The organism is Qipengyuania citrea (assembly GCF_009828015.1).
Classification (GTDB): domain Bacteria; phylum Pseudomonadota; class Alphaproteobacteria; order Sphingomonadales; family Sphingomonadaceae; genus Qipengyuania; species Qipengyuania citrea.
In genome coordinates this window covers 1-13,266 of sequence record NZ_WTYG01000012.1, presented here as the reverse complement: position 1 = coordinate 13,266, position 13,266 = coordinate 1, and the positions used below count along the sequence as shown (strand labels likewise).

General features: G+C 55.1%; 3 protein-coding genes, 5 tRNA genes and 6 rRNA genes. 3 read left to right on the top strand and 11 right to left on the bottom strand.

Annotation, left to right across the window (positions count from 1 at the left end):
* Positions 1-88: 88 nt before the first annotated feature.
* The 5 genes from rrf (GRI55_RS14530) to GRI55_RS14510 form a co-directional block, all read right to left on the bottom strand.
* Positions 89-203 (bottom strand): 5S ribosomal RNA (gene rrf / locus GRI55_RS14530).
* A gap of 165 nt (positions 204-368) precedes the next feature.
* A 23S ribosomal RNA gene (locus GRI55_RS14525) occupies positions 369-3,160 on the bottom strand.
* Between the two features lie 295 nt (positions 3,161-3,455).
* A tRNA-Ala gene (locus GRI55_RS14520) sits at positions 3,456-3,531 on the bottom strand.
* A gap of 15 nt (positions 3,532-3,546) precedes the next feature.
* A tRNA-Ile gene (locus GRI55_RS14515) sits at positions 3,547-3,623 on the bottom strand.
* Positions 3,624-3,826: 203 nt separating this feature from the next.
* Positions 3,827-5,315: ribosomal RNA gene (locus GRI55_RS14510) — 16S ribosomal RNA — on the bottom strand.
* Together the 16S, 23S and 5S rRNA genes with 2 tRNA genes alongside form the textbook arrangement of a ribosomal RNA operon.
* Before the next feature lie 709 nt (positions 5,316-6,024).
* Here GRI55_RS14510 and GRI55_RS15345 point away from each other — a divergent pair.
* The 3 genes from GRI55_RS15345 to GRI55_RS14495 are packed head-to-tail and all read left to right on the top strand — an operon-like array spanning position 6,025 to position 6,946.
* Positions 6,025-6,372: a MerR family DNA-binding protein gene (locus tag GRI55_RS15345; RefSeq protein WP_414478904.1), complete on the top strand. Its 348-nt coding sequence runs from the start codon at positions 6,025-6,027 to the stop codon at positions 6,370-6,372.
* Positions 6,373-6,422: 50 nt separating this feature from the next.
* Positions 6,423-6,695: a UvrB/UvrC motif-containing protein gene (locus GRI55_RS14500; protein ID WP_160767616.1), complete on the top strand. Its 273-nt coding sequence runs from the start codon at positions 6,423-6,425 to the stop codon at positions 6,693-6,695.
* Entirely contained in the window at positions 6,692-6,946 is a 255-nt protein-coding gene (locus GRI55_RS14495) for a DUF3253 domain-containing protein (RefSeq protein ID WP_160767614.1), read from the top strand. The genes GRI55_RS14500 and GRI55_RS14495 overlap by 4 nt, the downstream gene beginning before the upstream one ends.
* Positions 6,947-7,314: 368 nt before the next feature.
* On the opposite strand, the gene GRI55_RS14490 is transcribed toward GRI55_RS14495, so the two are convergent.
* From GRI55_RS14490 to GRI55_RS14465, 6 genes are all read right to left on the bottom strand, one after another.
* A tRNA-Met gene (locus GRI55_RS14490) sits at positions 7,315-7,391 on the bottom strand.
* Positions 7,392-7,624: 233 nt separating this feature from the next.
* Positions 7,625-7,739 (bottom strand): 5S ribosomal RNA (rrf, locus tag GRI55_RS14485).
* Between the two features lie 165 nt (positions 7,740-7,904).
* Positions 7,905-10,696: ribosomal RNA gene (locus tag GRI55_RS14480) — 23S ribosomal RNA — on the bottom strand.
* A gap of 295 nt (positions 10,697-10,991) precedes the next feature.
* A tRNA-Ala gene (locus tag GRI55_RS14475) sits at positions 10,992-11,067 on the bottom strand.
* Between the two features lie 15 nt (positions 11,068-11,082).
* Positions 11,083-11,159, bottom strand: a tRNA-Ile gene (locus tag GRI55_RS14470).
* A 203-nt stretch (positions 11,160-11,362) separates the two neighbouring features.
* Positions 11,363-12,851, bottom strand: a 16S ribosomal RNA gene (locus GRI55_RS14465).
* Positions 12,852-13,266 lie beyond the last annotated feature (415 nt).

Here is a 13,266-nt window from a genome sequence, read left to right as displayed (position 1 = left end):
CAGAGACGAAAAAGCCGCCGCGCGGTTTGCACCGGCAGCGGCTTTTTGAAATCGTGAATGGGTTTGTTCCGCGTCCGTCCGCTATAATGCCTGGCGGCGACCTACTCTCCCAGTGCTTGAGCACTAGTACCATCGGCGCAGTCCGGTTTCACGTCCGAGTTCGAGATGGGATCGGGTGGGTCACAGACGCTATAGCCACCAAGCAATAAAGCGGGCGGACGGGCCGCCCGCAGGTTTTGCCCTGCGGGGACCGTATCGGATTTTAAATCGATGCTGTTGAGCTTTTGAGGGCTTATCCGGCTGAAGTTTCCTCTACCACCGTTGAGCCGCCTGTCTTGCGACAGGGCTGTCATTGATGGTGCAGATCCTACAAGCGCGAAAAGAACTATTAGGACCGGTTAGCTACACGCATTACTGCGCTTCCACACCCGGCCTATCAACGTCATGGTCTATGACGGTTCGAAGATTGCTTATCTCAAGGGAGGCTTCCCGCTTAGATGCTTTCAGCGGTTATCCCGTCCATACATAGCTACCCTGCGGCACCCTTGGCAGGATGACAGGTACACCAGAGGTATGTTCACCCCGGTCCTCTCGTACTAGGGGCAACTCCTTTCAACAATCGACGCCCACGGCAGATAGGGACCAAACTGTCTCGCGACGTTCTGAACCCAGCTCACGTACCACTTTAATTGGCGAACAGCCAAACCCTTGGGACCTGCTCCAGCCCCAGGATGTGATGAGCCGACATCGAGGTGCCAAACGATTCCGTCGATATGAGCTCTTGGGAATCATCAGCCTGTTATCCCCGGCGTACCTTTTATCCGTTGAGCGATGGCCCTTCCACGAGGGACCACCGGATCACTATGACCGACTTTCGTCTCTGCTCGACCTGTCGGTCTCGCAGTCAGGCATGCTTATGCCATTGCACTCTTGCAGACGGTTTCCAACCGTCCTGAGCATACCATCGCGCGCCTCCGTTACTCTTTAGGAGGCGACCGCCCCAGTCAAACTACCCGCCACAGAGGGTCCCAACACCGGATAACGGTGCGTGGTTAGACATCAGAAAATCACAGGGTGGTATTTCACAGGTTGGCTCCACACCAGCTGGCGCCGATGTTTCAAAGCCTCCCACCTATTCTACACAGTAATTTCCTAATGCCACTCTGAAGCTGCAGTAAAGGTGCACGGGGTCTTTCCGTCTAACCGCGGGTACTCCGCATCTTCACGGAGAATTCAATTTCGCTGAGCATATCCTGGAGACAGTGGGGAAGTCGTTACGCCATTCGTGCAGGTCGGAACTTACCCGACAAGGAATTTCGCTACCTTAGGACCGTTATAGTTACGGCCGCCGTTTACTCGGGCTTCAATTCGGAGCTTGCACTCCTCCTCTTAACCTTCGAGCACCGGGCAGGCGTCACACCCTATACGTCGTCTTGAAGCCGACTTAGCAGAGTGCTGTGTTTTTGCTAAACAGTCGCTACCCCCTGGCCTGTGCCCCCCACAAAGACTTGCGTCGATATGGGGCCTCCTTCTTCCGAAGGTACGGAGGCAATTTGCCGAGTTCCTTCAGGATACTTCTCTCAAGCGCCTTGGTATACTCTACCTGACCACCTGTGTCGGTTTCGGGTACGGTCTATAGTGAAGAGGCTATTTCCTGGAACCGCTTGGCTGCCCTCTCAATCCAATAAGAGAAAACAACTTCCACGATCCGTCACACATCTTCAGGCCCACGAATATTTACGTGGTTCCCATCGACTACCCCCTTCGGGCTCGTCTTAGGGGCCGGCTAACCCTGCGCCGATTAGCGTTGCGCAGGAACCCTTGGTCTTTCGGCGACAGGGCATCTCACCCTGTTTGTCGCTACTCATGTCAGCATTCGCACTTCCGATACGTCCAGCGTCGGTTACCCTTCGCCTTCACTCGCTTACGGAACGCTCCGCTACCGCTCAGAATAAATTCTGAACCCTAAGCTTCGGTGCATATCTTTAGCCCCGTTACATCTTCGCCGCAGGAACCCTTGTTTAGACCAGTGAGCTGTTACGCTTTCTTTAAAGGATGGCTGCTTCTAAGCCAACCTCCTGGTTGTTTTGGGATTCCCACATGCTTTCCCACTTAGATATGACTTGGGGACCTTAGCTGTAGGTTAGGGCTGTTTCCCTTTTGACGACGGACCTTAGCACCCGCCGTCTGTCTGCCGGATAAGACTCGATGGTATTCGGAGTTTGGTTAGGTTTGGTACCGCTCGCGCAGCCCTAGCCCATCCAGTGCTCTACCCCCATCGGCATACATCCGACGCTCTACCTCAATAGATTTCGCGGAGAACCAGCTATTTCCCGGCTTGATTGGCCTTTCACCCCTAAACACAGCTCATCCGAGAATTTTTCAACATTCACCGGTTCGGTCCTCCAGTGCATGTTACTGCACCTTCAACCTGGCCATGCCTAGATCGCCGGGGTTCGGGTCTAATCCATCATACTCAGTCGCCCTATTCAGACTCGCTTTCGCTGCGCCTACACCTAACGGCTTAAGCTTGCATGGTAGATTAAGTCACTGACCCATTATGCAAGAGGTACGCTGTCACCCCCTATGGGGCTCCAACTGCTTGTAAGCATCCGGTTTCAGGTACTGTTTCACTCCCCTAATCGGGGTGCTTTTCACCTTTCCCTCACGGTACTGTGTTCGCTATCGGTCATGTGCGAGTATTTAGGCTTGGAGGGTGGTCCCCCCATGTTCAGACAGGATTTCACGTGTCCCGCCCTACTCGAGTCCTTCATCATCACTTTCGCATACGGGGCTGTCACCCGCTATGGCCACTCTTTCCAAAGTGTTTTGCTAGTTGAAATGAAGGCACTGGCCTGGTCCCGGTTCGCTCGCCACTACTACGGGAATCTCTGTTGATGTCTTTTCCTCCGGGTACTGAGATGTTTCAGTTCCCCGGGTTCGCTTCACCAAACCTATGTATTCAGTCTGGTGATACCCTATCCACCTCTTTCCGACTGTCCGAAAACAATCGAAAGGAAATGGTGAGGGTGGGTTTCCCCATTCGGAAATCGCCGGATCAAAGATTGCTCACATCTCCCCGACGCTTATCGCAGCGTGCCACGTCCTTCATCGCCTGCACATGCCAAGGCATCCACCAAATGCTCTTACCTCACGCTTGAGAATCCACACCATCAACGACAGACCTGCATAAAAGTCCGACGTCTCGCGATAGTGCAGAGGAATATCTCAGCCAGATAAATCAATTTGATTGATCTTGTTTGTGATGCATCGATCGCTCCGATCGGCCAAAGCCAACCATCACAATCCATGCGCCACGGCATCGATTTAAAAACCCATTCACAATGTCAAAGACAGCGGCTCGAAGCCGCCTACCCGCATGACGCGGGATCCGCTTTCGTTTCATCTATCGGATAACTGCCACGCACAGCCGGCCAAAACCGTACCACAACGCCTGGTGGAGCCTATCGGGATCGAACCGATGACCCCCTGCTTGCAAAGCAGGTGCTCTCCCAGCTGAGCTAAGGCCCCGTAAGACCAGGCAAATGGTAGGCCCGAGTGGATTTGAACCACCGACCTCACCCTTATCAGGGGTGCGCTCTAACCAACTGAGCTACGGGCCTATGCGCCAGCGCAGGCCCCCTTCTCTTAGGAAAAGGCATGGCCGCGGGCGGCATGAGCCAGCTCAGGCAAACAGCCACGGCAGGCAAACGCCCGCCAGGCTGTATCCGATTGATGAAAGGACATGAGGACGACGGCATGTTTCTTTGAAAAGGTGCGAAGCTCTTCCGACGACCAGCGCCGGCGCTTTCGTACCAATCCTTAGAAAGGAGGTGATCCAGCCGCAGGTTCCCCTACGGCTACCTTGTTACGACTTCACCCCAGTCGCTGAACCCACCGTGGTTGGCTGCCTCCAGTAAACTGGTTAGCGCACCACCTTCGGGTGAATCCAACTCCCATGGTGTGACGGGCGGTGTGTACAAGGCCTGGGAACGTATTCACCGCGGCATGCTGATCCGCGATTACTAGCGATTCCGCCTTCATGCTCTCGAGTTGCAGAGAACAATCCGAACTGAGACATCTTTTGGAGATTAGCTAACCCTCGCGGGATCGCTGCTCACTGTAGATGCCATTGTAGCACGTGTGTAGCCCAGCCTGTAAGGGCCATGAGGACTTGACGTCATCCCCACCTTCCTCCGGCTTATCACCGGCAGTTTCCTTAAAGTGCCCAACTGAATGATGGCAACTAAGGACGAGGGTTGCGCTCGTTGCGGGACTTAACCCAACATCTCACGACACGAGCTGACGACAGCCATGCAGCACCTGTCACTAGGTCCCCGAAGGGAAGGAATCTGTCTCCAGAAACCGTCCTAGGATGTCAAAGGCTGGTAAGGTTCTGCGCGTTGCTTCGAATTAAACCACATGCTCCACCGCTTGTGCAGGCCCCCGTCAATTCCTTTGAGTTTTAATCTTGCGACCGTACTCCCCAGGCGGATAACTTAATGCGTTAGCTGCGCCACCCAAGCTCCATGAGCCCGGACAGCTAGTTATCATCGTTTACGGCGTGGACTACCAGGGTATCTAATCCTGTTTGCTCCCCACGCTTTCGCACCTCAGCGTCAATAACTGTCCAGTGAGTCGCCTTCGCCACTGGTGTTCTTCCGAATATCTACGAATTTCACCTCTACACTCGGAATTCCACTCACCTCTCCAGTATTCTAGCCATCCAGTTTCAAGGGCAGTTCCGGGGTTGAGCCCCGGGATTTCACCCCTGACTTGAAAAGCCGCCTACGTGCGCTTTACGCCCAGTAATTCCGAACAACGCTAGCTCCCTCCGTATTACCGCGGCTGCTGGCACGGAGTTAGCCGGAGCTTATTCTCCAGGTACTGTCATTATCATCCCTGGTAAAAGAGCTTTACAACCCTAAGGCCTTCATCACTCACGCGGCATTGCTGGATCAGGCTTTCGCCCATTGTCCAATATTCCCCACTGCTGCCTCCCGTAGGAGTCTGGGCCGTGTCTCAGTCCCAGTGTGGCTGATCATCCTCTCAGACCAGCTATAGATCGTCGACTTGGTAGGCCATTACCCCACCAACTATCTAATCTAACGCGGGCCCATCTAAAGGCGATAAATCTTTGGTCCGAAGACATTATCCGGTATTAGCAGTCATTTCTAACTGTTATTCCGAACCTAAAGGCAGGTTCCCACGCGTTACGCACCCGTGCGCCACTCACCCCGAAGGGTTCGTTCGACTTGCATGTGTTAGGCATGCCGCCAGCGTTCGTTCTGAGCCAGGATCAAACTCTCAAGTTTGTGTCACACACCAATCAAGCACGGGGAAAACCCCGCTAACCTGCTTGGCATGAGCTTCAAGGAGCCGATACCTGCACTGTCAAACGTAATGGATACGAATGAACATGCATCACCCAATGGCAAACGTGGAGTTCACCAGAGGATGTGGCAATCGGCTTGAATTAACCGGTATCCGGAGCCTTAAAACCCCCGGACCGGGCGCCGTCGCCCACATGTCCCTTCATCAATAAACAACAATGTCAAAGAACCGCCAGACACTAACAACGGACAGCTGATCCTGCCCCGACCTTAAACCGGGGGACCGGCTATCCGACAATGTTGGCGACCGTTGCAGCGGACAGTGGAAGCCGTCAGCACCGCGTCGGTGAGGGCCATCTAGGTCCCACCAAGGATTCGGTCAATAACCTTTTTGCAGCTCGATCCGATAATTTCGCAAAAACCCCGGAATACCGCGGTCTTCGAGCGTTATGGGTGCGTAGAGTTCACGGTTACTGGAGGTACATTACCACCGCAGCCATACGGGTTCTGGCGAATCCTTCCGTTCCACACCGTGAGATTCGCGCGTGATTCTCGAGAATCGCCCCGCGGCAAGGCTGTTTGCCGAACCGACCGTGATTCGAGCAGCGCGAACCGCTGCGAACGATAATGCCATTTATGTGAAGCTCGGCCCGAGGGCTATCTACTGACCGACCGCCTGAGGTGAGGCCGTATTGGTGCTAGTACGAACGGGAAGGCATTCTCCGTCCTGCCGATCGGGCCTACCGCATTTATCACGCCTCTTTGGACACTCATTGGCGCCGCTCCCCTCTGGCGGCAGCGGCGCAGACTGGGCTTCAGCATGGCGCACGTACGCGAGCTGCCCGCGCTGTCCAATCGCAAGGACAAGCCATACGAGCCTATCGGTCAACTCGTGGAGCGACATACTGTCGGGGTAGAACGCAACATCACCGGCCTGACCGCGCTTCGCGATGACGTGGCAGATGCTGGGGTCACGCAAGGTGCCTGGATCGGCGGGTACCCGATAGTGGAAAGCATGGCGCGCCAAGAGATTAGGTAGAGGCGGAGGGGCGCAATGGCACCAAAAGTCCTACCCCTCATTGGTTGATGATGAACAAGACTATCGAGGATCTCCAGCGCGATATGGAAGCTGCGGCGCACGCTCTCGATTTCGAGGAGGCGCGGCGAATTCGCGATCGCATCAATCTGATGCGAGGCGGCGCCAACGCTACAGAAGCTGCCGAAGCCGACACCTCGGGACTGGTTCGCCAGCGTTCGGGCGCCATGGGGCTTGGGTCGAGCCGGCAGCGCCCGGTTCCTCCGCCAGGCTGGAAGGCGCCGTCTAAGCCCGACCCCATGACATCCGGCCGGAAACGCAAGTGACGCCTGACCGCGCGCGTACGGCGGTGCTGACGCTGCTTTCCCGACGCGAGCCCGGAGCGACGGTATGCCCCAGCGAAGTCGCACGCGAGATCGCTTCAGGGGACAAAAGAGCTTGGCGTTTGGCGATGCCACTTGTCCATGATGCCGCCGACCAACTTTTGGATCAGGGACTCATCAGGTTGATCTGGAAAGGCAGGAAGTTGTCGGCACGGTCCGGACCCTACCGGATTGGCCGCGCTAACGAGTACTGACAGGTTAGTCGAAGAAGCCCCGATCGCCCGAATGAGGCAGCAATGTAGATACAGAAGAGCGGCACTCCGGCTTGGCGATATCCGTATGAGCGGACGCCAAGATCTTTGCTTGCCATGCGCCTACAGGACCAAACGCGAAGAGTCCCGCTGAGAGCAGCAGGGTAATTTACTCTCCGGTTTCGGATGTGGCGATCGAAGCGGCGCGCACGATCACGCTTTCTTTAGGGCTAATCGATGGGGTGTATCTCTGTTTCGGCGTTTCCATCCGGCACGCCTGGCTCTTCCCGACCCACGGTGCGCATGCGCGCAGTTCCTGGTCTGCGGGCATGCTGCGGCGGAGCGTCGCTATTGGAGAGTTATTTGGGAGATGGTTGCGGGGGTTGGATTTGAACCAACGACCTTCAGGTTATGAGCCTGACGAGCTACCGGACTGCTCCACCCCGCGGTACCTTCTTTTACGCCTCAAGCGCCGGTGCCGACATCTGTCGGCTTGGCTTCCCTCCCCCGGATCAGGTCCGGGGTCCGGGCGGCCGGTCGGCCTTGCGAAGTGCTGCGCACTTCGATGGCGCCTTCCTCGCTGGCACCAGGGCCAGAGACGAAAAAGCCGCCGCGCGGTTTGCACCGGCAGCGGCTTTTTGAAATCGTGAATGGGTTTGTTCCGCGTCCGTCCGCTATAATGCCTGGCGGCGACCTACTCTCCCAGTGCTTGAGCACTAGTACCATCGGCGCAGTCCGGTTTCACGTCCGAGTTCGAGATGGGATCGGGTGGGTCACAGACGCTATAGCCACCAAGCAATAAAGCGGGCGGACGGGCCGCCCGCAGGTTTTGCCCTGCGGGGACCGTATCGGATTTTAAATCGATGCTGTTGAGCTTTTGAGGGCTTATCCGGCTGAAGTTTCCTCTACCACCGTTGAGCCGCCTGTCTTGCGACAGGGCTGTCATTGATGGTGCAGATCCTACAAGCGCGAAAAGAACTATTAGGACCGGTTAGCTACACGCATTACTGCGCTTCCACACCCGGCCTATCAACGTCATGGTCTATGACGGTTCGAAGATTGCTTATCTCAAGGGAGGCTTCCCGCTTAGATGCTTTCAGCGGTTATCCCGTCCATACATAGCTACCCTGCGGCACCCTTGGCAGGATGACAGGTACACCAGAGGTATGTTCACCCCGGTCCTCTCGTACTAGGGGCAACTCCTTTCAACAATCGACGCCCACGGCAGATAGGGACCAAACTGTCTCGCGACGTTCTGAACCCAGCTCACGTACCACTTTAATTGGCGAACAGCCAAACCCTTGGGACCTGCTCCAGCCCCAGGATGTGATGAGCCGACATCGAGGTGCCAAACGATTCCGTCGATATGAGCTCTTGGGAATCATCAGCCTGTTATCCCCGGCGTACCTTTTATCCGTTGAGCGATGGCCCTTCCACGAGGGACCACCGGATCACTATGACCGACTTTCGTCTCTGCTCGACCTGTCGGTCTCGCAGTCAGGCATGCTTATGCCATTGCACTCTTGCAGACGGTTTCCAACCGTCCTGAGCATACCATCGCGCGCCTCCGTTACTCTTTAGGAGGCGACCGCCCCAGTCAAACTACCCGCCACAGAGGGTCCCAACACCGGATAACGGTGCGTGGTTAGACATCAGAAAATCACAGGGTGGTATTTCACAGGTTGGCTCCACACCAGCTGGCGCCGATGTTTCAAAGCCTCCCACCTATTCTACACAGTAATTTCCTAATGCCACTCTGAAGCTGCAGTAAAGGTGCACGGGGTCTTTCCGTCTAACCGCGGGTACTCCGCATCTTCACGGAGAATTCAATTTCGCTGAGCATATCCTGGAGACAGTGGGGAAGTCGTTACGCCATTCGTGCAGGTCGGAACTTACCCGACAAGGAATTTCGCTACCTTAGGACCGTTATAGTTACGGCCGCCGTTTACTCGGGCTTCAATTCGGAGCTTGCACTCCTCCTCTTAACCTTCGAGCACCGGGCAGGCGTCACACCCTATACGTCGTCTTGAAGCCGACTTAGCAGAGTGCTGTGTTTTTGCTAAACAGTCGCTACCCCCTGGCCTGTGCCCCCCACAAAGACTTGCGTCGATATGGGGCCTCCTTCTTCCGAAGGTACGGAGGCAATTTGCCGAGTTCCTTCAGGATACTTCTCTCAAGCGCCTTGGTATACTCTACCTGACCACCTGTGTCGGTTTCGGGTACGGTCTATAGTGAAGAGGCTATTTCCTGGAACCGCTTGGCTGCCCTCTCAATCCAATAAGAGAAAACAACTTCCACGATCCGTCACACATCTTCAGGCCCACGAATATTTACGTGGTTCCCATCGACTACCCCCTTCGGGCTCGTCTTAGGGGCCGGCTAACCCTGCGCCGATTAGCGTTGCGCAGGAACCCTTGGTCTTTCGGCGACAGGGCATCTCACCCTGTTTGTCGCTACTCATGTCAGCATTCGCACTTCCGATACGTCCAGCGTCGGTTACCCTTCGCCTTCACTCGCTTACGGAACGCTCCGCTACCGCTCAGAATAAATTCTGAACCCTAAGCTTCGGTGCATATCTTTAGCCCCGTTACATCTTCGCCGCAGGAACCCTTGTTTAGACCAGTGAGCTGTTACGCTTTCTTTAAAGGATGGCTGCTTCTAAGCCAACCTCCTGGTTGTTTTGGGATTCCCACATGCTTTCCCACTTAGATATGACTTGGGGACCTTAGCTGTAGGTTAGGGCTGTTTCCCTTTTGACGACGGACCTTAGCACCCGCCGTCTGTCTGCCGGATAAGACTCGATGGTATTCGGAGTTTGGTTAGGTTTGGTACCGCTCGCGCAGCCCTAGCCCATCCAGTGCTCTACCCCCATCGGCATACATCCGACGCTCTACCTCAATAGATTTCGCGGAGAACCAGCTATTTCCCGGCTTGATTGGCCTTTCACCCCTAAACACAGCTCATCCGAGAATTTTTCAACATTCACCGGTTCGGTCCTCCAGTGCATGTTACTGCACCTTCAACCTGGCCATGCCTAGATCGCCGGGGTTCGGGTCTAATCCATCATACTCAGTCGCCCTATTCAGACTCGCTTTCGCTGCGCCTACACCTAACGGCTTAAGCTTGCATGGTAGATTAAGTCACTGACCCATTATGCAAGAGGTACGCTGTCACCCCCTATGGGGCTCCAACTGCTTGTAAGCATCCGGTTTCAGGTACTGTTTCACTCCCCTAATCGGGGTGCTTTTCACCTTTCCCTCACGGTACTGTGTTCGCTATCGGTCATGTGCGAGTATTTAGGCTTGGAGGGTGGTCCCCCCATGTTCAGACAGGATTTCACGTGTCCCGCCCTACTCGAGTCCTTCATCATCACTTTCGCATACGGGGCTGTCACCCGCTATGGCCACTCTTTCCAAAGTGTTTTGCTAGTTGAAATGAAGGCACTGGCCTGGTCCCGGTTCGCTCGCCACTACTACGGGAATCTCTGTTGATGTCTTTTCCTCCGGGTACTGAGATGTTTCAGTTCCCCGGGTTCGCTTCACCAAACCTATGTATTCAGTCTGGTGATACCCTATCCACCTCTTTCCGACTGTCCGAAAACAATCGAAAGGAAATGGTGAGGGTGGGTTTCCCCATTCGGAAATCGCCGGATCAAAGATTGCTCACATCTCCCCGACGCTTATCGCAGCGTGCCACGTCCTTCATCGCCTGCACATGCCAAGGCATCCACCAAATGCTCTTACCTCACGCTTGAGAATCCACACCATCAACGACAGACCTGCATAAAAGTCCGACGTCTCGCGATAGTGCAGAGGAATATCTCAGCCAGATAAATCAATTTGATTGATCTTGTTTGTGATGCATCGATCGCTCCGATCGGCCAAAGCCAACCATCACAATCCATGCGCCACGGCATCGATTTAAAAACCCATTCACAATGTCAAAGACAGCGGCTCGAAGCCGCCTACCCGCATGACGCGGGATCCGCTTTCGTTTCATCTATCGGATAACTGCCACGCACAGCCGGCCAAAACCGTACCACAACGCCTGGTGGAGCCTATCGGGATCGAACCGATGACCCCCTGCTTGCAAAGCAGGTGCTCTCCCAGCTGAGCTAAGGCCCCGTAAGACCAGGCAAATGGTAGGCCCGAGTGGATTTGAACCACCGACCTCACCCTTATCAGGGGTGCGCTCTAACCAACTGAGCTACGGGCCTATGCGCCAGCGCAGGCCCCCTTCTCTTAGGAAAAGGCATGGCCGCGGGCGGCATGAGCCAGCTCAGGCAAACAGCCACGGCAGGCAAACGCCCGCCAGGCTGTATCCGATTGATGAAAGGACATGAGGACGACGGCATGTTTCTTTGAAAAGGTGCGAAGCTCTTCCGACGACCAGCGCCGGCGCTTTCGTACCAATCCTTAGAAAGGAGGTGATCCAGCCGCAGGTTCCCCTACGGCTACCTTGTTACGACTTCACCCCAGTCGCTGAACCCACCGTGGTTGGCTGCCTCCAGTAAACTGGTTAGCGCACCACCTTCGGGTGAATCCAACTCCCATGGTGTGACGGGCGGTGTGTACAAGGCCTGGGAACGTATTCACCGCGGCATGCTGATCCGCGATTACTAGCGATTCCGCCTTCATGCTCTCGAGTTGCAGAGAACAATCCGAACTGAGACATCTTTTGGAGATTAGCTAACCCTCGCGGGATCGCTGCTCACTGTAGATGCCATTGTAGCACGTGTGTAGCCCAGCCTGTAAGGGCCATGAGGACTTGACGTCATCCCCACCTTCCTCCGGCTTATCACCGGCAGTTTCCTTAAAGTGCCCAACTGAATGATGGCAACTAAGGACGAGGGTTGCGCTCGTTGCGGGACTTAACCCAACATCTCACGACACGAGCTGACGACAGCCATGCAGCACCTGTCACTAGGTCCCCGAAGGGAAGGAATCTGTCTCCAGAAACCGTCCTAGGATGTCAAAGGCTGGTAAGGTTCTGCGCGTTGCTTCGAATTAAACCACATGCTCCACCGCTTGTGCAGGCCCCCGTCAATTCCTTTGAGTTTTAATCTTGCGACCGTACTCCCCAGGCGGATAACTTAATGCGTTAGCTGCGCCACCCAAGCTCCATGAGCCCGGACAGCTAGTTATCATCGTTTACGGCGTGGACTACCAGGGTATCTAATCCTGTTTGCTCCCCACGCTTTCGCACCTCAGCGTCAATAACTGTCCAGTGAGTCGCCTTCGCCACTGGTGTTCTTCCGAATATCTACGAATTTCACCTCTACACTCGGAATTCCACTCACCTCTCCAGTATTCTAGCCATCCAGTTTCAAGGGCAGTTCCGGGGTTGAGCCCCGGGATTTCACCCCTGACTTGAAAAGCCGCCTACGTGCGCTTTACGCCCAGTAATTCCGAACAACGCTAGCTCCCTCCGTATTACCGCGGCTGCTGGCACGGAGTTAGCCGGAGCTTATTCTCCAGGTACTGTCATTATCATCCCTGGTAAAAGAGCTTTACAACCCTAAGGCCTTCATCACTCACGCGGCATTGCTGGATCAGGCTTTCGCCCATTGTCCAATATTCCCCACTGCTGCCTCCCGTAGGAGTCTGGGCCGTGTCTCAGTCCCAGTGTGGCTGATCATCCTCTCAGACCAGCTATAGATCGTCGACTTGGTAGGCCATTACCCCACCAACTATCTAATCTAACGCGGGCCCATCTAAAGGCGATAAATCTTTGGTCCGAAGACATTATCCGGTATTAGCAGTCATTTCTAACTGTTATTCCGAACCTAAAGGCAGGTTCCCACGCGTTACGCACCCGTGCGCCACTCACCCCGAAGGGTTCGTTCGACTTGCATGTGTTAGGCATGCCGCCAGCGTTCGTTCTGAGCCAGGATCAAACTCTCAAGTTTGTGTCACACACCAATCAAGCACGGGGAAAACCCCGCTAACCTGCTTGGCATGAGCTTCAAGGAGCCGATACCTGCACTGTCAAACGTAATGGATACGAATGAACATGCATCACCCAATGGCAAACGTGGAGTTCACCAGAGGATGTGGCAATCGGCTTGAATTAACCGGTATCCGGAGCCTTAAAACCCCCGGACCGGGCGCCGTCGCCCACATGTCCCTTCATCAATAAACAACAATGTCAAAGAACCGCCAGACACTAACAACGGACAGCTGATCCTGCCCCGACCTTAAACCGGGGGACCGGCTATCCGACAATGTTGGCGACCGTTGCAGCGGACAGTGGAAGCCGTCAGCACCGCGTCGGTGAGGGCCATCTAGGTCCCACCAAGGATTCGGTCAATAACCTTTTTGCAG